Consider the following 20,273-nt stretch of genomic DNA (forward strand, 5'->3'; position numbering starts at 1 on the left):
ATGTCCTCACCAGCCCAGCCCGAAGTCCCGATCTGGACCACGGTGCAGGAGCTGCTGGAAGCCGACGACCGGGTCACCCCCCAGCTCCAGGGGTTCCTCAGTCTCGCGGTACCGGCCGGCGTGATGTCGGCGACGCTCTACCTCGAGGTGCCGAACGACCTCACCGCGGCCCAGATCAACAAGCGCCTCCGGCTGCCCATCATGGAAGCCCTCGCGCACATCGGCGAGGAGGTCACCTCGTACCGGGTCGTCGTGAACCACGAACTGGCCGAGCAGCCCACCGCCCCCATCGCCGTGGCGGACTTCGGTCGGCAGGAACCGGTGCGCGCCGAGTCCCCGATGGAGCAGCCCGCGGCCGTGCGCCACGAGTCGCGCCTCAACCCGAAGTACACCTTCGACAACTTCGTGATCGGCCAGTCCAACCGGTTCGCCCATGCCGCGGCGGTCGCGGTGGCCGAAGCGCCGGCCAAGGCCTACAACCCGCTCTTCATCTACGGCGACTCCGGACTGGGCAAGACCCACCTCCTCCACGCCATCGGCGACTACGCGCAGTCCCTCTATGCGGGGGTCAAGGTCCGATACGTGTCGAGTGAGGAGTTCACGAACGACTTCATCAACTCGATCGCCAACAACCGCGGTGCCGCGTTCCAGGCGCGTTACCGCGACGTGGACATCCTCCTCATCGACGACATCCAGTTCCTCCAGGGGCGCGCGGAGACGCAGGAGGCGTTCTTCCACACGTTCAACACCCTGCACGATCACAACAAGCAGGTCGTGATCACGAGCGATGTCGCGCCGAAGCACCTGACCGGCTTCGAGGACCGCATGCGCAGCCGCTTCGAGTGGGGCCTCATCACCGACGTGCAGGCACCCGACCTCGAGACCCGCATCGCGATCCTGCGCAAGAAGGCGCAGAGCGAAGCCCTCCACATCCCCGACGAGGTGCTCGAGTACATAGCCACGGTCGTGTCCTCGAACATCCGCGAACTCGAGGGCGCACTCATCCGCGTCTCGGCGTTCGCGAGCCTGAACCGCTCGGCCCTCGACATCTCCCTCGCCCAGACCGTGCTGCGGGACATCATCGACACGGCCGAGGACAACATCATCTCGCCGACCGACATCATCACGGCGACCGCACAGTACTTCAAGCTCACCGTCGACGATCTCTACGGCTCCAGCCGCTCGCAGCAGATCGCCACCGCCCGGCAGATCGCCATGTACCTCTGCCGTGAGCGCACCAGCCTCTCCCTCCCGAAGATCGGGCAACTCTTCGGCAACCGGGACCACACGACGGTCATGTACGCCTACAAGAAGATCAGCGAGCTCATGAAGGAGCGCCGCTCGATCTACAACCAGGTGACCGAGATCACCACGCAGCTCGGTCGTCGCTGACGCCTGCGCGCACGAGAGGGACGCCATCCGATACCGGACGGCGTCCCTTCGGCGTTTGACAGGTCCCTGACCGCCAGAAAAATGCGTCTATGCACATGTGGATAACTTGTGGATGACCGTGGAACGCGCCGACGCAGATGTGTGTCGATCGGGGAAACCTGTGGATAACCGCGGGACGGTCGAATCGTGATGGACTCTCATCCACCCGCGGATTCCTCAGCGTCTCCACAAGTGACAAGTGTGTAGTTCCCTACTCGCGCTTGCTTTCCACCGACTTATCCACAGTATCCACAGGTGTTAACACCGTTAAGGAGTTAAGTCATTCAGGGTGCGATCCGATCACCAGACGGTGGGGAGAACCGGTCCGGGGCATGACAAGTCCTCCGGCGTAGGGAAGCGCAGGACTGTGGGGCTAGCATGGGATTCCCTGCACAGGCAGGGCCCGACGACGACCCGTCATGTTCGACGACAAGGGAGCACCCGTGAGGTTTCAGGTCAACCGCGATGTCTTCAGCGAGGCTGTGTCCTTCGTCGTCAAGCTGCTCCCCCAGCGCAATCCGCAGCCGATCCTCGCCGGAGTGCTGATCGAGGCCGACGGTTCGGGACTCACGCTCTCGGCCTTCGACTACGAGGCCTCCGCACGGACCACCATCGAGGCGACGGTCGAGACCCCGGGCACGATCCTCGTCCACGGCCGCCTGCTCTCGGACATCGCGAGCCGCCTCCCGAACGCCCCCATCGAGATCGCCGTGGAGGATGACGGCGGGATCGCGGTGACCTGCGGCTCGGCGCGCTTCACCCTCGCGGCCATGCCGGTCGAGGAATACCCGTCGATTCCCGAGGTCTCCGGATCCTCCGGCGTCGTCCCGGCCGACGAATTCGGCACCGCGATCGCCCAGGTCGGCTTCGCCGCATCCCGTGACGACGTGACTCCGGTGCTGACGGGTGTCCAGCTCGAGGTCACCGGACACACGCTCAGCCTCGTCGCCACCGACCGCTACCGGGTCTCGCTCCGCGACGTGCCGTGGGATGGGGAAGCCGTCGAGGCGACCGCGCTGGTCCCCGCTCGTACGCTCGTCGAGGTCGGCAAGACCTTCGGGCACGCCGGCACGATCCAGATCGCTTTCTCGGGGGCCGGAGACCGCGAGATCATCGCGTTCACCGCCGGCAACAAGACCGTGACCTCGCTGCTCATCAAGGGCAACTTCCCCCCGGTCCGACGCCTCTTCCCCGAGCAGACCGACCACTACGCTGTCGTCAACACCGCCGACCTCATCGAGGCCGTCCGCCGCGTGTCCCTCGTGCTCGACCGCGCCGCGCCGCTGCGCTTCACGTTCTCGACCGACAGCGTCACGATGGACGCCTCCGGCAGCGAGCACGCCCGCGCCTCCGAGTCGGTCGACGCCATCCTCTCCGGCGGCGACGAGGTGACCCTGGGGCTCAACCCGCAGTACCTCATCGAGGCGCTCGGCGCGGTCAAGAGCGAGTTCGTGCGAGTGACCTTCACCTCCAGCGACAACGCCAACAAGCTCAGCCCCGTCCTCATCACCAGCCAGACCTCGGTCGACCAGGCGGGCCTGGACTCGTTCAAGTACCTGCTGCAGCCCAACCTCCTCCTGCGCTGAGCGCGAGCTCTCGCCCCGAGGGAGTGTCCGACCCGGAAGGTAGGCTGGCTCCGTGATTGTGGAGCACCTCAGCCTGGTCGATTTCCGCAATTACGCGACCGCGGAACTCGCCCTGCACCGAGGGCCGAACGTCCTCGTCGGGCGGAACGGCCAGGGCAAGACGAACCTCGCCGAGGCCGTGGTCTTCCTCGCGACGCTCGGGTCGCATCGGGTGTCGTCCGACGCTCCGATGGTGCGGGACGGCCAGGACTACGCGGTCATCCGTGCGCGGCTCTCCCACGGTGAGCGGCGTGTGCTCGTCGAGGTGCAGCTCAATCGGCAGGGGTCGAACAAGGCGCGCATCAACGGCTCGCCGTCGAAGACCAACGAGCTCCCCCGCTACGCGCACGTCGTCCTCTTCGCGCCGGAAGACCTCCAGATCGTCCGTGGAGACCCGTCGGCTCGGCGCCGGTTCGCCGATCAGCTCCTCATCCAGCGCACCCCGCGCCTCGCCGCGGTACTGGCCGACTACGATCGCGTGCTCAAGCAGCGCAACGCCCTTCTCAAGTCGGCGCGGGCGCGCGGCATCCGCGGTGAGGCCTTGAGCACCCTGGACGTCTGGGACGACAAGCTCGTCTCGCTGGGATCGGAGATCATCACGGCGCGACAGCGGTTGGCCGCCGACCTGCAGCAGCCGGTGGCCGATGCCTATGCGGCGATCGCGGGCGCCGATCACCGACCGCAACTGGACTGGGCCCTGTCCGTCGCCGGCAGCGATCCGGAGGACGACGACGATCGGGACGCCGCCGACGGCTCCACTCCCGTGGATGACGTGCGCGGAGACTCCCGCCGGATCGCCGAGATGTTCCGCGCCTCGCTGGCGGCGAAACGATCGAATGAGCTCGACCGCGGTCTCACCCTCACCGGACCCCATCGGGACGACTTGGTGCTGCGGGTGCGCGACCTTCCCGTGAAGGGCTACGCCTCGCACGGTGAGTCCTGGTCGGTCGCGCTCGCTCTGCGGCTGGCATCCGCCGAGCTGCTGCGCAGCGAGTCTCCCGCCGGCGACCCGGTGCTCATCCTCGACGACGTCTTCGCCGAGCTGGACGCCGATCGGCGCCAGCGCCTCGCCACCCTCACCGCGGGCTACGAGCAGGTGGTGGTGACTGCCGCGGTGGAGGAGGATATCCCCGATGTGCTCCACGCCCACGTCGTGCGCATCGCAGCGGGCACCATCACCGACGAGCGCGACCGGTCGCAGGAAGAGGAGGGTGCGCAGGATGACTGACGTCGTCACGGACAGCGCAGCCCCGGCGGAGGCGCCGGAGACCGTCGCCACCTATCTGCGGCTGCGCGGGCTCAAGCCGAGCGCCAAGAACTGGAAGCGCAAGCGACGGATCTCGGTCGACGACGACAACGCGCCGTTCACTCCCGGACGCGATCCGGGAACCCTCGGTGCGGTCCTCGACACCCTCACCCGTGAATCCGGCTGGGAGACGACGCTCGCGCGGGAGGACCTCGTCCGGCAGTGGGCCGACCTCGCCGGAGCGGACACCGCGAAGCACTCGGAGCCGGTGTCGCTCGAGCGGGGACTTCTCACCGTGAAGTGCGATTCCACGGCGTGGGCGAAGAACCTGCAGTTCATGCGTGCGACCATCCTCACGGAGATCGGACGACGGTATCCGGAGGCGGGGGTGGAGAACCTCCGCTTCATCGGACCGGACGTCCCCTCGTGGAAATGGGGTCCCAGAGCCGTTCCAGGGCGGGGCCCGCGCGATACCTACGGGTAGGGCACCATGCAAGGGGTCCGAAACGCTCAGAGGGCCACACGCGGCCGTTGAGCGGCATTTCGACTCGAAACCCGGCTAGAATGGGAGTTCGAGATATCGATCTGGAGAATGCCCTCTGATGACGCCTGAATCCCCTGCTGACGAGACGGAACCGAACAACGACGCTTCGTCGGGCTCACAGGCCGGAGAATCGGCGGCACCCGCACCGAAGAAGCAGCAGCCCGGTGAGTACGGCGCCGACTCGATCCAGATCCTCGAAGGACTCGAGGCCGTGCGCAAGCGCCCCGGCATGTACATCGGCTCGACCGGACCCCGCGGCCTGCACCACCTCGTCTACGAGATCGTCGACAACTCCGTCGATGAGGCGCTGGCCGGCTACGCCGACACGATCCTCGTCACCCTTCTCGCCGACGGCGGCGTGCGCGTGGTCGACAACGGGCGCGGCATCCCCGTCGACCCGCACTCCTCCGACCCGTCGAAGTCCACGGTCGAGGTCGTGCTCACGATCCTGCACGCGGGCGGCAAGTTCGGCGGCGGCGCCTATGCCGTCTCCGGCGGTCTGCACGGCGTCGGTTCCTCGGTCGTGAACGCCCTCTCGACCCGCTTCGACGTGGAGGTCAAGCAGAAGGGCTTCGTCTGGCGGCACAGCTTCGCCGAGGGCGGCGTCCCGCAGCAGAAGCTCGAGAAGGGCGAGGCCACCGAGGAGACCGGGACGAGCATCACGTTCTGGCCGGACGCGGAGATCTTCCAGGAGACGGTCGAGTTCGACTACGACACGCTCCGCACCCGGTTCCAGCAGATGGCGTTCCTCAACAAGGGACTGCGCATCGAGCTGTCCGACGAGCGCCCGGAGTCGGCGTACGAGACGGAGGAAGACGGCCAGGCGGTCACGAAGCAGCCGAGCGACGTCTTCTTCTACGAGCGCGGCCTCGTCGACTACGTCGAGTACCTGAACAAGGTGCGCCACGCCGAGGTCGTCAACGAGGAGATCATCGCCTTCGAGTCGGAGGACACGGCGCGCAAGATCTCGCTCGAGGTCGCGATGCAGTGGACCACGTCCTACACGGAGAACGTGTTCACCTACGCGAACACGATCAACACGCACGAGGGCGGCACGCACGAGGAGGGCTTCCGGGCGGCGCTCACCACGCTCGTCAACCGCTACGCCCGTGCGAACAACCTCCTCAAGGAGAAGGACGACAACCTCTCCGGCGACGACGTGCGTGAGGGGCTGACCGCCGTCATCTCGATCAAGCTCGGCGAGCCCCAGTTCGAGGGTCAGACCAAGACCAAGCTCGGCAACACCGAGGCGAAGGCCTTCGTGCAGAAGGTCGTCGGCGATCAGCTCGGCGACTGGTTCGACCGCAACCCGACCCAGGCGAAGAACGTCATCCGCAAGGCGATCGACGCGGCGACGGCACGCCTCGCCGCCCGCAAGGCGCGCGAGACGGCTCGACGCAAGAGCGTCTTCGAGTCGGCGGCGATGCCCGACAAGCTCAAGGACTGCACGAGCAAGGACCCGTCGATCAGCGAGATCTTCCTCGTGGAGGGCGACTCGGCCGGTGGTTCCGCGGTGCAGGGTCGCGACCCGCACACGCAGGCGATCCTCGCGCTGCGCGGCAAGATCCTCAACGTCGAGCGCGCGCGTCTCGACAAGGCGCTCGGCAACAAGGAAGTCCAGGCGATGATCCAGGCCTTCGGTACGGGCATCGGCGAGGAGTTCGACATCGAGAAGGCGCGCTATCACAAGATCGTGCTGATGGCCGATGCCGACGTCGACGGCCAGCACATCACCACCCTGCTGCTCACGCTGCTGTTCCGCTACATGCGCGGACTCATCGAGGCCGGCTTCGTGTACCTCGCGATGCCGCCGCTCTACCGCCTCAAGTGGTCGAACGCGGCACACGAGTACGTGTTCAGCGACGCCGAGCGCGACGCGCTGCTGGCCTACGGGCTGGAGAACGGCAAGCGCATCCCGAAGGACGCCGGCATCCAGCGCTACAAGGGTCTCGGCGAGATGAACGCCAAGGAGCTCTGGGAGACCACGATGGACCACACCACCCGGACGCTCCGCCAGGTGACCATCGAGGACGCCGCCGCCGCGGACGAGATCTTCAGCGTGCTGATGGGCGAGGACGTGGAATCGCGTCGGAGCTTCATCCAGCGCAACGCCAAGGACGTCCGGTTCCTCGACATCTGATCACCGCGGGGTCCCTGAGCGTGTGCCAGGGGATCCGACGCCTCGACAAGCTCAGCCAACCAGGAAAGACACATGACTGACGAAGAACGCCCCGACATCACCGAGGGCCACGAGCACGGCAAGATCGACCAGGTCGATCTGCAGTCGGAGATGCAGCGCAGCTATCTCGACTACGCCATGGCGGTCATCGTCGGCCGTGCTCTCCCCGATGTGCGCGACGGTCTCAAGCCGGTGCACCGCCGAGTGATCTACGGCATGTACGACGGCGGATTCCGGCCCGACAAGTCGTTCTCCAAGTGCGCCCGCGTCGTCGGCGAGGTCATGGGTCAGTACCACCCGCACGGCGACTCGGCGATCTACGACGCGCTCGTCCGTCTCGTGCAGCCGTGGTCGCTCCGGTACCCGCTCGCTCTCGGCCAGGGCAACTTCGGCTCGCCCGGCAACATGGGCGCGGCGGCACCGCGGTACACCGAGACGAAGATGGCCCCGCTCGCGCTCGAGATGGTGCGCGACATCGAAGAGGACACCGTCGACTTCGCCGACAACTACGACGGCCAGACCCAGGAGCCGACGGTTCTGCCGTCCCGGTTCCCGAACCTCCTCGTCAACGGCTCGGTCGGCATCGCGGTCGGCATGGCGACCAACATCCCGCCGCACAACCTCCGCGAGGTGTCCGATGCCGCGCTCTGGGCGCTGGACAACCCGGACCTCCCCCGGGAGCAGCTGCTCGACGGGCTGATCCAGCGCATCCCCGGACCGGACTTCCCGACCGGCGCGCAGATCCTCGGCACGAAGGGCATCCACGAGGCGTACCGCACCGGCCGCGGCTCGATCACGATGCGCGCGGTCGTCAACGTCGAGGAGATCCAGGGGCGGACCTGCCTGGTCATCACCGAGCTGCCGTACCAGGTGAACCCCGACAACGTGGCGGTCAAGATCGGCGACCTCGCGCGCGACGGCAAGATCACCGGCATCGCCGACATCCGCGACGAGTCCTCGGACCGCACGGGTCAGCGCCTCGTCGTCGTGCTCAAGCGCGATGCCGTGGCGAAGGTGGTGCTGAACAACCTTTACAAGCACACGCAGCTGCAGGAGAACTTCGGCGCGAACATGCTCGCGATCGTCGACGGCGTGCCCCGGACGCTCGCGATCGACGGCTTCATCTCGAACTGGATCGCCCACCAGATCGACGTCATCGTGCGACGGACGCAGTTCCGGCTGAACGAGGCCGAGAAGCGCATGCACATCCTGCGCGGCTATCTGAAGGCGCTCGACGCGCTCGACGAGGTGATCGCGCTCATCCGCCGTTCCCAGACGACGCAGGATGCGAACGAGGGTCTGCAGAAGCTCCTCGACATCGACGAGATCCAGGCCGATGCCATCCTGCAGATGCAGCTCCGTCGCCTCGCCGCGCTGGAGCGTCAGAAGATCATCGACCAGGCGAACGAGCTCGAGGCGCTCATCGCGGACTACAAGGCGATCCTCGCCGATGAGGGCCGGCAGCGGACGATCATCCGCGAGGAGCTCACCGCGATCGTCGACCGGTTCGGGGACGAGCGGCGCACGCACATCCTGCACGGCTTCGACGGCGACGTGTCGATGGAAGACCTCATCGCGGAAGAGGAGATGGTCGTCACCGTCACGCGCGAGGGCTACATCAAGCGCACGCGCAGCGACAACTACCGCTCCCAGCACCGCGGCGGCAAGGGCGTCAAGGGCGCCCAGCTGCGCGCCGACGACATCGTCGAGCACTTCTTCGTCACGACGACCCATCACTGGCTGCTGTTCTTCACCGACAAGGGCCGGGTCTACCGCGCGAAGACGTACGAGGTGCCGGAGGCCGGGCGTGACGCGAAGGGCACGCACGTCGCGAACCTCCTCGCACTGCAGCCGGACGAGAGCATCGCGCAGGTCCTCGACATCCGCGACTACGCCGTGGCCGACTACCTCGTCCTCGCCACGCGCGACGGCCTGGTCAAGAAGACCCGTCTCGACAACTACGACACCAACCGCCAGGGCGGCGTGATCGCGATCCGGCTGAACGACGAGGACGAGCTGGTCAGCGCTCTCCTCGTCAACGCCGAGGACGACATCCTCCTCATCAGCCGCAAGGGCATGTCGGTGCGGTTCCAGGCGACCGACGAGGCCCTGCGCCCGATGGGTCGCGCCACCGCCGGCGTGAAGGGCATGAAGTTCCGCGAAGGCGACAGCCTGCTGTCCGCTTCCGTCGCCGCACCCGGGAAGTACGTGTTCGTCGTCACCGACGGCGGCTATGCCAAGCGCACCGCCGTCGAGGAATACCGGGTCCAGGGGCGCGGCGGATACGGCATCAAGGTCGCCAAGTTGAACGACGATCGGGGCACTCTCGCGGGTGGTCTGATCGTGTCCGAGGACGACGAGGTCTTGGTGGTTCTGTCCAGCGGCAAGGTGGTACGCTCTGCCGTGGCCGAGGTCCCCGCCAAGGGTCGCGACACCATGGGAGTGGTGTTCGCCCGCACGACGGAGGCCGACCGCATCCTCGCCATCGCCCGGAACGGCGAGCGTGGTCTCACCGAAGAGGAGACCGAGCCGGATGCCGATGCCGAGGCCCCCCAGACGACTGAGACACCCGAGGATACAGACGCATGAGCACAGTGGCCGACAAGCTGGCGAAGAAGTCGACACGGAAGACCGGCGGTAAGCAGGTCCGTCTGCGCCTCGTCTACGTCGACTTCTGGTCCGCCGTGAAGCTCTCCTTCCTGGGAGCGGTCGCACTGGCCGTCGTCACGATGGTGTCGTTCTTCCTGATCTTCCTCGTGCTCCAGGCCACCGGCATCATGTCCACGGCCGACGAGTTCGTGCGCAGCTTCACGGACGGCGCCATCCCGCTGTCGGAGCTCGTGGGTCTGCCGCAGGTCATGGCGTTCGCCGCCGTCGTCGCGATCCTCAACCTCATCGTGTTCACGGTGCTCGGTGCGGTCGTCGCGGGCATCTACAACCTGGCCGTGAAGGTCACCGGAGGGCTGCTCGTCGGCTTCATGTCGAACTGAGCCTCCGAGACCCCGCCTTTCCGCCGAAACCCCGGCCTGCGCACCGACGCAGGCCGGGGTTTCGGCGATAGAGCGGGGTTTCGGCGGGGTAGGGAAAACCCGAACGGGAGTGTCCGGCTGACTCGGTGGGCGAGGTCGTGCGGCGGCCCTACCGTGGAAGCATGACCACACAGACTGCGACCCTCGAGGCCGCTGCGACCGGGAAGCCGCCGCTGCGCATCCCGCTCACGATCCTGCACCTCGCCGGAGTCGGGGTGATCGGGGGCGGCATCTTCGGGATGCTCGGCGGCCTCCTCGGCACCGGACTCGGACTCCTCTTCGTCTTCGGCGTCGGCATCGTCGTGCTCGTGGGCCTCGTGTACGCGCTCTTCGGCGTGGGCTGGTTCGAGATCGCCCGCGTCGCCGGCCTGTACCGCGTGCCGAACACCCCGCTCCGGCTCCAGCCGCGGGACCGTCCCGGCTTCGGCGGCTGGCTCCGCTCACTCGGGCGGCAGGCCATCGACGGACGGATGTGGCGCGCGGTCGCGGACTTCGCGATCACCGCCGTCCTCGGCTTCGTGGTGCTGCGGCTCTTCTGGGCCCTCCTCTGGTCGATCATCATCGCCTTCGCGCCGCTGACCTCGGCCGAGACGATCATCGGTCCCTTCGGCGGCGGGCAGATCCCGGTGTCCTGGGCGCCCCTGATCGGCATCCTCGGTGCGCTCGCCTCGGCCGCCGGCATCATCGGCCTCGCCCTCCTGGCTCGCACGCTGGCGCTGGCGATCGTCGCCCGGGCCCGGGAGGTCGAGCTCACCGAGCGTGTGCGGGCATCCACCGCCCAGCGGGAGGGAGCGGTCCGCGCCGCCGACCTGGAACGGACGCGGATCGAACGCGACCTCCACGACGGCGTCCAGCCGCGGCTCGTCTCCGTCGGGATGACCCTCGGGCTCGCGCAGCAGAAGATCGACACCGATCCCGACGCCGCGAAGGAGCTCATCTCCGAGGCGCACACGTCGACCAAGGCGGCGATCACCGAGCTGCGGCAGCTCGCGCGGGGCATCCACGCGTCGGTGCTCGACGACCGCGGCCTGGACGCCGCACTGTCGGCGCTCGCCAGCCGCTCCCCCATCCCCGTGCAGTTGGACGTGCGGATGGACCCTTCGACAAGCTCAGGGACCCAGGGTGGCGGCTCAGGGACCCAGGTTTACGGCTCAGGGACCCAGGGGCACGGCTCAGGGGCTCCGCGGCCGGGGCGCGATGCGGAGGCGGCGGTGTACTTCTCCATCGCCGAGTCGCTGACCAATGCGGCGAAGCACTCCCGGGCCAGCGAGGCGCGGGTCACGGTCCGGCTCCGCGAGGGGAACACCCTCTGGGCGCGGGTCGAGGACAACGGCATGGGCGGCGCCCAGGTCATCCCGGGCGGAGGCCTCGACGGCATCGCGAACCGGATCCTCGCCGCGGGCGGGACGTTCCGACTCGACAGCCCGCAGGGCGGTCCGACCAGCCTGGAGGTGAACGTGCCATGCGCATCCTGATCTGCGAGGACTCCGTCCTCCTGCGCGAGGGGCTCGTGCGTCTGCTGGAGGACGCCGGCCACGAGGTGGTCGCCGCCCTCACCGACACCACCGACCTCCGTGCCACTGTGGCATCCACCTCCCCGGACCTCTGCATCCTCGATGTGCGGCTCCCGCCCACGTTCACGGACGAGGGCATCCGCGCGGCGCTGGACCTGCGTGCCGTGCACCCGGCGCTCGCCATCCTCGTGCTGTCGCAGTACGTGGAGGAGCGCTACGCGTCCGACCTCATCGCCGCGCAGGGCGGTCCGCTCGGCTACCTCCTGAAGGACCGGGTGGCGGATGTCGCCGAGTTCATCGATTCGGTGCAGCGGATCGCCGACGGGGCCACGGTGCTCGACCCGGAAGTGGTGGCTCAGCTCCTCACCCGGCGGAACCGCGACGACCGCATGATGCGGCTCACCGAGCGGGAGCGCACCGTGCTGGCCCTGCTCGCCGAGGGCAAGTCGAACCAGGCGATCGCCGGCCTCCTCTTCCTCTCGGCGGCGAGCGTCGAGAAGCACATCACCTCCATCTTCCAGAAGCTGGGCTTCGAACAGGACGAGTCGGGCAACCGCCGCGTGCTCGCCGCCCTCGCCCACCTCGAGAACACGGGCGGCACGACGCCGCCGAACGGCCAGACAGGAGTCACACGATGACCACCGAGAACACGGGAGCACAGGGCGGCCACACCCCGATCACTCCTCCCCCGCCGCCGTCCGCGGCTTCCCCCGCGTCGGCGCCCGGCGCGCCCGGACCCCGGCGCTCCTCCGGAGCGACCGCCGTCATGATCGTCACCGCGGTGGTCGGTGGGATCGCCCTGCTCGGAGCCGGAGGCACGGCGGCCGTCGCGGCGACCGGCACCCTCCTCTCCTCCAGCCGACCGGATTCGGTGCAGACGGTGGACGTCGACGGCGTCACCGCGATCGATCTCGACGCCGACGCGAGCATGGTCCGCATCGACTTCGGCGATGTCGACGCGGCGGAGCTCTCCGTGACCAACGGCCGCGGTGCGTGGACGTTCGAGCGCGAGGCGGACGAGCTCGTCGTCCGGAGTCCTCGACCGGCCTTCGGCTGGTGGTTCGGCAACTGGTTCGGCGACGACGAGCGCGCGGTCCTCACGCTGCCGGAGGAGCTCAGCGGCTCCGACCTCGACGCGAGTCTCACTCTCGATGCCGGCGCTCTCGACGTCTCCGGTGAGTTCGGCTCCCTGGAAGTCCAGATCAACGCCGGATCCCTCGACGTCTCCGGTGCGGCCTCGGCCTTCGACGTGCAGATGAACGCGGGACGCGCGGACGTCCTCCTCGACGGCGTCGATCAGGCGGATCTCGGCATCGCTGCAGGCGATCTGACGGCGGAGCTGACCGGCGATGCGCCGACGACGACCACGATCGACGTGAGCGCCGGATCGCTGAATCTGACCCTTCCCGACGTGGAGTATCGGATCAGTCAGGACGTCAACGCGGGTTCGTTCGATGCCCGGGTCGACGAGTCCCCGAGCGCCCGCCGCACGATCGACGTGTCCGTGTCGGCCGGCAGCGTGGACGTCAGTCCGGGACGGTGACCGGCCGAGGGCGAGGATCCCGGAGGGGGTCCTCGCCCTCGATTCGGATTTTCGGCGAAACTCCGGTAAAGTTCTGGAGGTTGACGGGGCTATAGCTCAGGCGGTTAGAGCGCTTCACTGATAATGAAGAGGTCCCAGGTTCAAGTCCTGGTAGCCCCACCCTTTCAATTCAAGAATTCCCTCACGGGGCCTTAGCTCAGTTGGTAGAGCGCCTGCTTTGCAAGCAGGATGTCAGGAGTTCGAATCTCCTAGGCTCCACCATCCTCTCCCTCACCGGTCGGTCGCCGTGAGTTCATGCGGTGCCGTGTTCAGGCGCTCGGCGCCGTCCGCCGTCACGACCACGATGTCCTCGATGCGGGCGCCCCATTCGCCGGCGAAGTAGATGCCGGGCTCGATGCTGAAGGCCATGCCCTCTCGGAGCACGAGGTCGTTGCCGGGGGCGATGTAGGGCTCCTCATGCACCGAGACGCCGATCCCGTGACCCGTGCGGTGCAGGAACGCCTCGCCGAGCCCCGCCTCCGTGAGAACCGAGCGGGCGGCCGCGTCGACCTCCGCCGCCGTGACCCCGGGCCGCACCGCGTCCACGGCCGCCTGCTGCGCGCGGACGAGGGTGGCGATGCGATCGGCTGCCACCGGATCGGGAGTTCCGACCACGTACGTCCTCGTGCTGTCCGAGTTGTAGCCGCTCGGCACCGCGCCGCCGATGTCGACGACCACCACGTCGTCCTGCTCGATGACCCGGTCGGAGACCTCGTGGTGCGGGTCGGCGCCGTTGGGCCCGGAGCCGACGATGACGAACTCGACGGTCCGATGCCCCTCCTCCACGATCGCCGCGGCGATGTCGGCGGCGACCTCCCGCTCGGTGCGGCCGGCGCGCAGCCATCCGGGCACGCGGCGGTGCACGGCATCGATCGCCGCGCCGGCTCGGCGCAGCTCGGCGATCTCCTCGTCGTCCTTGGTCATCCGGCCCTCGCGGAGGACGGGTGTCGCGAGCTCGAGCCGGGCCTGCAGCCGCTCCCCGATCGGGACGACGTGCAGCGCGGGAAGCGCATCCGACACCCCGACGCGGGAGACGGGACCTGTCGCCGCGGCGACGAGGGCGTACGGATCGTCGCCGTCGACCCAGTCGGCGACGGTCAGTCCGAGCTCTCCGACGGCCGTGCTGCGCACCTTGGCGAGCTCCATCCGCGGGACGATGACCGTCGCCGCGCCCTGCGGCGGCAGGACGAGGGCGGTCAGCCTCTCGATGGTGTCACCCTCGACGCCGAGGAGGTACTGCAGGTCGGGGCCGGGGCCGACGATGATCGCGTCGAGGCCAGCCTCCTGGGCGCGCTCCTGCGCGCGTGCCAGACGGCGGGCGTAGACGGCGGCGGAGAAGGGAAGGGTGCTCACAGGCACCACGCTAACGCGAGCGGCCCCGCTGCGTCAGACCCACTTCGGGATCAGCTGATCGCCTGGCGGATGCGTCCGGCGAGGAACTCGAGGTCCTTCTCCGTGAGCGCGGTCACCGCGTACGCGGTCGGCCAGACGGTGCCGTCATCGAGGTTGGAGATCGGCTCGAACCCGAAGGTGCCGTAGCGGACCTTGAACTTGCTGGCCGGCTGGAAGAAGCACAGCACCTTCCCGTCGCGCCCCCACGCCGGCATGCCGTAGTACGTCCGGGGCACGAGTTCCGGCGCCACCTCGGAGACCAGCTCGTGCAGCTTCTCGGCGAGCAGCTTGTCCTCGTCGGTGAGCTTCGCGACGGCCTCCTTGAGATCGGCCTCTCCGGCGGCCCGCAGCTCCTCGGGCGACTTCTTGGCCCGCGAGCGTCGGGTGCGGGCCTCCTTGGCGGCGGCCTGCATGGCCTCGCGCTCCTCGGCGGTGAAGTTCTTCTCGGTGTCAGCCATGATGTTCCTCTCGTGGGCCGGATGATGCTCCCAGCGTAGGGACGGCCCGTGATGTCGGGCTTCTCGATTCGTGATCGATCACCCCGATCGTCACGCGGCGGGGGACGGCCCGAGACCCGGATAAGGTGTGACGCATGGACCTGCGCGTCGCCGCATACGGGGTCGTCACCGATGAGGGTGGGCGCCTCCTGCTGGCGCGGTGGACCGAGGGCCGGCGCGTGGCGTGGACGCTCCCGGGCGGCGGCCTGGAACCGGGCGAGGCGCCGGAGGACGCGGTGCGGCGGGAGCTCCGCGAGGAGACCGGGTACACGGTCCGGGTCGGACAGCTCCTCGGCATCCACTCCCGTGTCATCCCGGCCGGACGGCGCGTGCAGAAGTCGTCCGACCCCCTGCATACCCTGCGCATCGTCTATCGGGCCGAGGTCACCGGGGGGAAGCTGCGCTGGGAGACGGAGGGATCCACCGATCGCGCCGAGTGGTTCGCGCTCTCCGCGGTCGCCGGACTGCAGCGTGTACGGCTGGTGGACATCGCCCTGCGGATGGCCGGCCTGCTCTGAGGATCCGGCGACGGTCAGCGCTCTTCGGGCACCGAGATGTCGGCGACGGTCGCGCCGTACGCCGCGATGAGGTCGTCGGCGTCGACGAACAGGCTGTAGCCGTGCGCACCGGCACCCATCGCGATCCGCTCGCCGACGATGGACTCATCGGCGTAGACCGGCCACTCGGTGGTGCTGCCGATCGGGACGATGGTTCCGCGCTCGTAACCGGTCGCTGCGAGAGCGAGCTCGGGTTCGGGCAGACGGAGCTTGTTCACTCCGACGACGGCGCGCAGCTTCGGCCACGAGATGGACCGCCCACCCGGGACCAGCGCGAACAGATAGGTGTCATCCGAGCGCTTCACCACGAGGGTCTTCACGATCCCGGACGGCGGGATGCCGAGGATCTCGGCGGCTTCGACGAGGCTACGCGCCTGCGGCCGCTCGCGGATCTCGATGTCGAGTCCGCGGGCGGCCGCAGCATCCCTCACCCGCGCGTGCGGGTCGGGAGTGGTCACGCGTCGGGAGCCGACAGCGGGTCGTCGGCGACCCAGAGCTCGTCGTCGGCCCGCAGCGCCTGCCAGGCGGCGTAGAGCACGCCGACCGCGGCGGCGGCGCCCAGGACGATGGCGATGACGGATCCGAGGCCCGGACCCTTCTTCTGCGAGACGGCCTTGCGGGCCTTGTACTCGACGCCGTGGCGCTTCGCGTTCGCGACGTCCCAGGCGGTCAGCGCCGTACCCACGACCCCGCCGACGATGGGGACGACCTTGTCGTCCACCACATGCTTACCGGCCTTCACCGAGCGGTCGACGACCGGGGCGACGCGGCGGTTGTAGGTGTCCTGGACCACGGGGACGATCTGCTCGCGATTGAAGTTGCCGAGCTGGCGACCCGCCTCACGAGCGACGTCGGCGGCGTGGCCGACGAGCACCTGCTGGTCTTCCCACAGCTGGTTCGCGTCCTTCTGAAGACGACGAAGCTGCTTCTTCCGCTTGCGGCTGAGGCTCACGATGCTCTCCTGTCCATTGGAGTACGGGTTCCCCATCTTGCCACGAGAGGCTGGATGCGGCGAGGGAATCGCCCGCCCCTTGCATCATCGGCTCCCGCGTTGTACGCGCCCGGCCCGCTCACCGGAAGCTCTGCGAGAATGAACGCATGGTTCACGCTTCCCACGTCGCAACTCTGCACACCAACCACGGTGACATCGTCATCAACCTCTTCGGCGACCACGCCCCGAAGACGGTCAAGAACTTCGTCGGTCTCGCCGACGGCTCCCAGGAGTGGACGCACCCCGCCACCGGCAAGCCGGGCGAGGGTCCCCTCTACAAGGACGTCATCTTCCACCGCATCATCCCGAACTTCATGATCCAGGGCGGCGACCCGCTCGGCCAGGGCGTCGGCGGTCCGGGGTACAACTTCGACGACGAGATCAACAACGAGCTCAACTTCAACGAGCCCTACATCCTCGCGATGGCCAACGCGGGCCTCCGCCGCAACGCCATCACCGGCAAGGTCGAGGGCACCAACGGCTCGCAGTTCTTCATCACCACAGACCCGACCCCGTGGCTGCAGGGCAAGCACACGATCTTCGGCGAGGTCGCCGACGACGCATCGCGCAAGGTCGTCGACGCGATCTCCGCGGTCCCGACGGCGGCGGGCGACCGCCCGATCGAGCCCGTGGTGCTGCAGTCGATCGACATCGTCGCCGCCTGACGACTGCGACGGCCGATCCGGATGACGACGCCCGAGTTCACGAACAATCGTGAGAACTTCTGCTACCGGCATCCGGATCGGCAGTCCTTCGTGCTCTGCCAGCGGTGCCTTCGCACCATCTGCCCCGAGTGCCAGACGCCCGCCCCGGTCGGCGTGATCTGCCCCGAGTGCATGGATGCCGAGCGCAAGAACCGCACCCCCGCTCAGAAGAAGGCCGCGCGACGCTGGCGCGGCGGCGGCGCCACGACCATGGGGGCCGTGCGCAGCGGCAAGCCCGTCGTCACGTACGTCCTGCTGGCGGTGACGTCGTTCATCGGCCTCGTGCAGCTCATCCCCGGGCTCAACGCCCCGATCATCCAGGCTCTCGGCTTCTACGCGCCGTTCCTCTACCCGAATCTCTCCCTCCTGCCGTTCGAGCCGTGGCGACTGCTGACCGTGCTGTTCGTGCATGGGGGCTTCGTGCATCTCGCCCTGAACATGCTCGCCCTGTGGATGCTCGGGCAGAACCTCGAACCGATGCTCGGTCGTGTCCGCTATCTCGCGCTGTACCTCATCAGCGGTCTCGGCGGATCCGTCGCGGTGGCCGTCCTCGCGCCGGAGACGTGGACGGTCGGCGCCTCCGGGGCGATCTTCGGGCTCCTGGCGTCGCTCCTGATCATCGGGCGCCACATCGGGGCCAACGTCACGGGCATCCTCGTGATCCTCGGCATCAACTTCGCCTTCGGGTTCTTCGCCGGTGGCATCTCCTGGCAGGCGCACCTCGGCGGGGCGATCACGGGCGCGCTCGTGGCCCTCATCTATGTCCGCACGAAGCGCCGCGACCAGCGGACCTGGCAGATCGTGTCGCTCGCCGCCCTGGTGGTGCTGTTGATCGTCGTGGTCGCCGTGGTGCCGCCCCTCATCCTTTTGGCCTGATCCCGATTTGTTAACAGGGTTGTTAACGCCTGTGAATAACATCGGTGTAATTCTCCCCAGTGTGGGGATAACCTGTGGATAACGTCCGCCTCTCGGACAGACGAAAGAACCCCTCGCCGCGGTGGCGAGGGGTTCTTGTCGTTGCGGCCGGTCAGCGCCAGCGTGTGGTCATGAGGAATCCGATGAGGGCGATGCCCAGACCGATGGCCAGATTCCAGTTGTCGAGGCCGGGGATGGGGAACTGCATGCCCGAGATGTAGAAGACGAGGATCCAGGCGAGGCCGAGGAGCATGAAGCCGATCATCACCGGCTTGAACCAGACGGCGTTGGGAGCGGCGTCGCCCTCGGCGCGCTCGACGGCGGGTTCTTCGGTCTTGCGGTCACGTGCCATGCCGTCATTGTACCCGGGAGACCTCGGCGCCGACGAGACGTGAGGACGCGGATCGGCGGTGCCCCGACTCCTGCTGCACAGGTCGGGCGGATATGATCACGCCCATGACTGCATCTGTCGTGCCTGGGGGGCGGCGCGGACGGCGGCAGCGACCCCGGTCGCGCGCCACGTTCGCGAGTGTGCTCGGCGAACTCCTCCTGACCGCCGGCGTCATCGTACTCCTCTTCGTCGCCTGGCAGATGTGGATCGGCGACATCATCATCGCCGCCCAGAAGAACGAGGAGGGTGCCGCGATCTCGCAGCAGCTCGCCGCGGGCGAAGCCCCCGAGCTCCCGCCTCTCATCGAGACGGACGACGGCGAGACGGTCTATCAGGCGCCGGTCCCGGCGGCACCGGCCGACGGCGAGTGGTTCGGGCAGATGCACATCCCGCGGTTCGGGGCCGACTACAACTTCGGGATCTACGGGGGGACCAGCCGGGCGCGCACCCTCGATCAGAAGGGCATCGGGATCTATACGCAGTCGAAGATGCCCGGAGAGGTCGGCAACTTCTCGCTCGCCGGCCACCGCACGACCTGGGGCAAGCCGTTCAACCAGCTCGACAAGCTGCACGTGGGCGACGCGATCGTGGTGGAGACTCCGGACGGGTGGTACACCTACCGGTTCCGCACCCTGGAGTACGTGAAGCCGACGCAGACCGACGTGCTCGCCGACGTGCCGCAGATGCCGGAGCAGCAGACGGGGGAGCAGTACATCACGTTGACGGCATGCTCGCCGCTGTACTCGCTCGCCGAGCGCATCGTCGCGTACGGGGTGTTCGAGAGCTTCCAACCGCGAGCCGAGGGACCCCCGCCGGCCCTGACCGAACCGCCACCGCCGCCGGCCGCGCCGTCCGTGTGACCCCCCCAGGAGAGAGAAGACCCATGTACGCCGCACTCTGGCGCCTGCTTCCCGGCCCGTGGTGGCTGCGCGTCCTCATCCTGCTCGTGGTGATCGCCGCGGTGCTCTACGCGCTGTTCTGGTACGTGTTCCCCTGGGTCAGCCCCCTCATCTCCCCCGGCGAGGTCGACGTCGAATGACGCGCGTCCTGGTGGTCGACAACCACGACAGCTTCGTGCACACCCTCGTCGGCTATCTTCGGGAGCTCGGGGCGGACACCACCCTCGTCGAGTCGGACGCGACGGACGCCGCGGCGGTGGAACGGATGCTGGACTCCCACGACGCCCTCCTCCTCTCTCCCGGGCCCGGGGCCCCCGTCGACGCCGGGGTCTCTGTCGAGGCCGCCCGGATCGCGATGCGGCGCGGCGTGCCCACGCTCGGCGTGTGTCTGGGACATCAGGTCATCGGAGCCGCGCTCGGGGCGCCCGTCCGGTCGGCACCTGCGGTGATGCACGGCATGGTCTCGGCGGTCCGTCACGACGGCTCCGCGCTGTTCGCGGGGCTCCCGTCGCCGTTCGACGTCGGGCGCTACCACTCGCTCGCTCTCGCGGCGGGCGACCTGCCCGCCGACCTCACCGTGACCGCCACCGCGCCCGACGGCACCGTGATGGCCCTCGCGCACCGGACATTGCCGCTGCACGGGGTGCAGTTCCACCCGGAGAGCGTGCTCACCCGGGGTGGCTATCGACTGCTCGCGAACTGGCTCGGGCTGTGCGGCGACGAGGAGGCCGTCTCCCGATCCGCGCGCCTCGATCCGCTGGCGCGCTGAGCCGGCGG

The 20,273-nt window shown here is 68.3% G+C and carries 21 protein-coding genes and 2 tRNA genes; 18 read left to right on the forward strand and 5 right to left on the reverse strand.

Going from position 1 to position 20,273, the window contains the following annotated elements:
• The 12 genes from dnaA to IZR02_RS00060 all read left to right on the forward strand — a co-directional run bounded on the left by dnaA (position 1) and on the right by IZR02_RS00060 (position 13,372).
• Positions 1-1,392, forward strand: coding sequence for a chromosomal replication initiator protein DnaA (dnaA, locus tag IZR02_RS00005; RefSeq protein WP_025102871.1), 1,392 nt, complete (start codon positions 1-3; stop codon positions 1,390-1,392).
• Between the two features lie 482 nt (positions 1,393-1,874).
• Positions 1,875-3,017 carry a DNA polymerase III subunit beta gene (gene dnaN, locus IZR02_RS00010; RefSeq protein ID WP_025102872.1) on the forward strand — a complete coding sequence of 381 codons (1,143 nt, stop codon included), beginning with the start codon at positions 1,875-1,877 and terminating at the stop codon, positions 3,015-3,017.
• Positions 3,018-3,069: 52 nt separating this feature from the next.
• On the forward strand, positions 3,070-4,284 hold the full coding sequence (gene recF, locus IZR02_RS00015; protein WP_217316536.1) for a DNA replication/repair protein RecF: 1,215 nt from the start codon (positions 3,070-3,072) through the stop codon (positions 4,282-4,284).
• On the forward strand, positions 4,277-4,786 hold the full coding sequence (locus IZR02_RS00020; RefSeq protein ID WP_025102874.1) for a DUF721 domain-containing protein: 510 nt from the start codon (positions 4,277-4,279) through the stop codon (positions 4,784-4,786). The genes recF and IZR02_RS00020 overlap by 8 nt, the downstream gene beginning before the upstream one ends.
• Before the next feature lie 118 nt (positions 4,787-4,904).
• Entirely contained in the window at positions 4,905-6,986 is a 2,082-nt protein-coding gene (gene gyrB, locus IZR02_RS00025; protein WP_025102875.1) for a DNA topoisomerase (ATP-hydrolyzing) subunit B, read from the forward strand.
• A 72-nt stretch (positions 6,987-7,058) separates the two neighbouring features.
• The gene (gene gyrA, locus IZR02_RS00030) at positions 7,059-9,614 is read left to right on the forward strand and encodes a DNA gyrase subunit A (RefSeq protein ID WP_025102876.1); all 2,556 of its coding nucleotides are present in this window, start codon (positions 7,059-7,061) and stop codon (positions 9,612-9,614) included.
• Positions 9,611-10,015 carry a DUF3566 domain-containing protein gene (locus tag IZR02_RS00035; protein WP_025102877.1) on the forward strand — a complete coding sequence of 135 codons (405 nt, stop codon included), beginning with the start codon at positions 9,611-9,613 and terminating at the stop codon, positions 10,013-10,015. Before gyrA ends, IZR02_RS00035 begins: the two co-directional genes overlap by 4 nt.
• Before the next feature lie 161 nt (positions 10,016-10,176).
• Positions 10,177-11,529 carry a sensor histidine kinase gene (locus IZR02_RS00040; RefSeq protein ID WP_025102878.1) on the forward strand — a complete coding sequence of 451 codons (1,353 nt, stop codon included), beginning with the start codon at positions 10,177-10,179 and terminating at the stop codon, positions 11,527-11,529.
• Entirely contained in the window at positions 11,517-12,206 is a 690-nt protein-coding gene (locus IZR02_RS00045) for a LuxR C-terminal-related transcriptional regulator (RefSeq protein ID WP_025102879.1), read from the forward strand. The genes IZR02_RS00040 and IZR02_RS00045 overlap by 13 nt, the downstream gene beginning before the upstream one ends.
• Positions 12,203-13,111: a DUF4097 family beta strand repeat-containing protein gene (locus tag IZR02_RS00050; RefSeq protein WP_025102880.1), complete on the forward strand. Its 909-nt coding sequence runs from the start codon at positions 12,203-12,205 to the stop codon at positions 13,109-13,111. The genes IZR02_RS00045 and IZR02_RS00050 overlap by 4 nt, the downstream gene beginning before the upstream one ends.
• An 85-nt stretch (positions 13,112-13,196) precedes the next feature.
• Positions 13,197-13,270 (forward strand) — tRNA-Ile (locus tag IZR02_RS00055).
• Positions 13,271-13,296: 26 nt separating this feature from the next.
• Positions 13,297-13,372: transfer RNA gene (locus IZR02_RS00060), tRNA-Ala, on the forward strand.
• Between the two features lie 9 nt (positions 13,373-13,381).
• Here IZR02_RS00060 and IZR02_RS00065 read toward each other — a convergent pair.
• Positions 13,382-14,503 (reverse strand): M24 family metallopeptidase, encoded by a 1,122-nt coding sequence (locus IZR02_RS00065; protein WP_025102881.1) that lies wholly within the window; start codon positions 14,501-14,503, stop codon positions 13,382-13,384.
• A gap of 50 nt (positions 14,504-14,553) precedes the next feature.
• Positions 14,554-15,000, reverse strand: coding sequence for a hypothetical protein (locus IZR02_RS00070; protein ID WP_025102882.1), 447 nt, complete (start codon positions 14,998-15,000; stop codon positions 14,554-14,556).
• A gap of 134 nt (positions 15,001-15,134) precedes the next feature.
• Here IZR02_RS00070 and IZR02_RS00075 point away from each other — a divergent pair, with 134 nt between their 5' ends.
• Positions 15,135-15,557 carry an NUDIX hydrolase gene (locus IZR02_RS00075; RefSeq protein ID WP_025102883.1) on the forward strand — a complete coding sequence of 141 codons (423 nt, stop codon included), beginning with the start codon at positions 15,135-15,137 and terminating at the stop codon, positions 15,555-15,557.
• A gap of 14 nt (positions 15,558-15,571) precedes the next feature.
• Here the strand turns inward: IZR02_RS00075 and IZR02_RS00080 are convergent, their stop codons facing one another.
• Both IZR02_RS00080 and IZR02_RS00085 read right to left on the reverse strand, forming a co-directional pair.
• Complete coding sequence (locus IZR02_RS00080; RefSeq protein ID WP_231729535.1) at positions 15,572-16,054, reverse strand: aminoacyl-tRNA deacylase; 483 nt, start codon at positions 16,052-16,054, stop codon at positions 15,572-15,574.
• The gene (locus tag IZR02_RS00085; protein ID WP_025102885.1) at positions 16,051-16,548 is read right to left on the reverse strand and encodes a hypothetical protein; all 498 of its coding nucleotides are present in this window, start codon (positions 16,546-16,548) and stop codon (positions 16,051-16,053) included. The genes IZR02_RS00080 and IZR02_RS00085 overlap by 4 nt, the downstream gene beginning before the upstream one ends.
• Before the next feature lie 146 nt (positions 16,549-16,694).
• Here IZR02_RS00085 and IZR02_RS00090 point away from each other — a divergent pair, with 146 nt between their 5' ends.
• Together IZR02_RS00090 and IZR02_RS00095 are read left to right on the forward strand one after the other, a co-directional pair.
• Complete coding sequence (locus IZR02_RS00090) at positions 16,695-17,252, forward strand: peptidylprolyl isomerase (protein ID WP_025102886.1); 558 nt, start codon at positions 16,695-16,697, stop codon at positions 17,250-17,252.
• Positions 17,253-17,273: 21 nt separating this feature from the next.
• The gene (locus tag IZR02_RS00095; protein ID WP_025102887.1) at positions 17,274-18,167 is read left to right on the forward strand and encodes a rhomboid family intramembrane serine protease; all 894 of its coding nucleotides are present in this window, start codon (positions 17,274-17,276) and stop codon (positions 18,165-18,167) included.
• Positions 18,168-18,318: 151 nt separating this feature from the next.
• On the opposite strand, the gene IZR02_RS00100 is transcribed toward IZR02_RS00095, so the two are convergent.
• Entirely contained in the window at positions 18,319-18,558 is a 240-nt protein-coding gene (locus IZR02_RS00100) for a cell division protein CrgA (protein WP_025102888.1), read from the reverse strand.
• Between the two features lie 104 nt (positions 18,559-18,662).
• Here IZR02_RS00100 and IZR02_RS00105 point away from each other — a divergent pair, with 104 nt between their 5' ends.
• Genes IZR02_RS00105 through IZR02_RS00115 form a run of 3 tightly spaced genes read left to right on the forward strand, consistent with a single transcriptional unit; the run spans position 18,663 to position 20,265 of the window.
• The gene (locus IZR02_RS00105; RefSeq protein ID WP_025102889.1) at positions 18,663-19,457 is read left to right on the forward strand and encodes a class E sortase; all 795 of its coding nucleotides are present in this window, start codon (positions 18,663-18,665) and stop codon (positions 19,455-19,457) included.
• Positions 19,458-19,480: 23 nt separating this feature from the next.
• Positions 19,481-19,636 carry a membrane protein gene (locus IZR02_RS00110; protein ID WP_036292274.1) on the forward strand — a complete coding sequence of 52 codons (156 nt, stop codon included), beginning with the start codon at positions 19,481-19,483 and terminating at the stop codon, positions 19,634-19,636.
• Positions 19,633-20,265 (forward strand): anthranilate synthase component II, encoded by a 633-nt coding sequence (locus IZR02_RS00115; RefSeq protein WP_025102890.1) that lies wholly within the window; start codon positions 19,633-19,635, stop codon positions 20,263-20,265. Before IZR02_RS00110 ends, IZR02_RS00115 begins: the two co-directional genes overlap by 4 nt.
• Positions 20,266-20,273: the final 8 nt, after the last annotated feature.

Source organism: Microbacterium paraoxydans, from assembly GCF_019056515.1.
Taxonomy (GTDB): Bacteria; Actinomycetota; Actinomycetes; order Actinomycetales; family Microbacteriaceae; genus Microbacterium.

Coding starts and splice junctions, on each gene's coding strand:
- dnaA (WP_025102871.1), top strand. CDS start 1: ATGTCCTCACCAGCCCAGCCCGAAGTCCCGATCTGGACCACGGTGCAG.
- IZR02_RS00020 (WP_025102874.1), top strand. CDS start 4,277: ATGACTGACGTCGTCACGGACAGCGCAGCCCCGGCGGAGGCGCCGGAG.
- gyrB (WP_025102875.1), top strand. CDS start 4,905: ATGACGCCTGAATCCCCTGCTGACGAGACGGAACCGAACAACGACGCT.
- gyrA (WP_025102876.1), top strand. CDS start 7,059: ATGACTGACGAAGAACGCCCCGACATCACCGAGGGCCACGAGCACGGC.
- IZR02_RS00035 (WP_025102877.1), top strand. CDS start 9,611: ATGAGCACAGTGGCCGACAAGCTGGCGAAGAAGTCGACACGGAAGACC.
- IZR02_RS00040 (WP_025102878.1), top strand. CDS start 10,177: ATGACCACACAGACTGCGACCCTCGAGGCCGCTGCGACCGGGAAGCCG.
- IZR02_RS00045 (WP_025102879.1), top strand. CDS start 11,517: ATGCGCATCCTGATCTGCGAGGACTCCGTCCTCCTGCGCGAGGGGCTC.
- IZR02_RS00050 (WP_025102880.1), top strand. CDS start 12,203: ATGACCACCGAGAACACGGGAGCACAGGGCGGCCACACCCCGATCACT.
- IZR02_RS00070 (WP_025102882.1), bottom strand. CDS start 15,000: ATGGCTGACACCGAGAAGAACTTCACCGCCGAGGAGCGCGAGGCCATG.
- IZR02_RS00075 (WP_025102883.1), top strand. CDS start 15,135: ATGGACCTGCGCGTCGCCGCATACGGGGTCGTCACCGATGAGGGTGGG.
- IZR02_RS00090 (WP_025102886.1), top strand. CDS start 16,695: ATGGTTCACGCTTCCCACGTCGCAACTCTGCACACCAACCACGGTGAC.
- IZR02_RS00095 (WP_025102887.1), top strand. CDS start 17,274: ATGACGACGCCCGAGTTCACGAACAATCGTGAGAACTTCTGCTACCGG.
- IZR02_RS00100 (WP_025102888.1), bottom strand. CDS start 18,558: ATGGCACGTGACCGCAAGACCGAAGAACCCGCCGTCGAGCGCGCCGAG.
- IZR02_RS00105 (WP_025102889.1), top strand. CDS start 18,663: ATGACTGCATCTGTCGTGCCTGGGGGGCGGCGCGGACGGCGGCAGCGA.
- IZR02_RS00110 (WP_036292274.1), top strand. CDS start 19,481: ATGTACGCCGCACTCTGGCGCCTGCTTCCCGGCCCGTGGTGGCTGCGC.
- IZR02_RS00115 (WP_025102890.1), top strand. CDS start 19,633: ATGACGCGCGTCCTGGTGGTCGACAACCACGACAGCTTCGTGCACACC.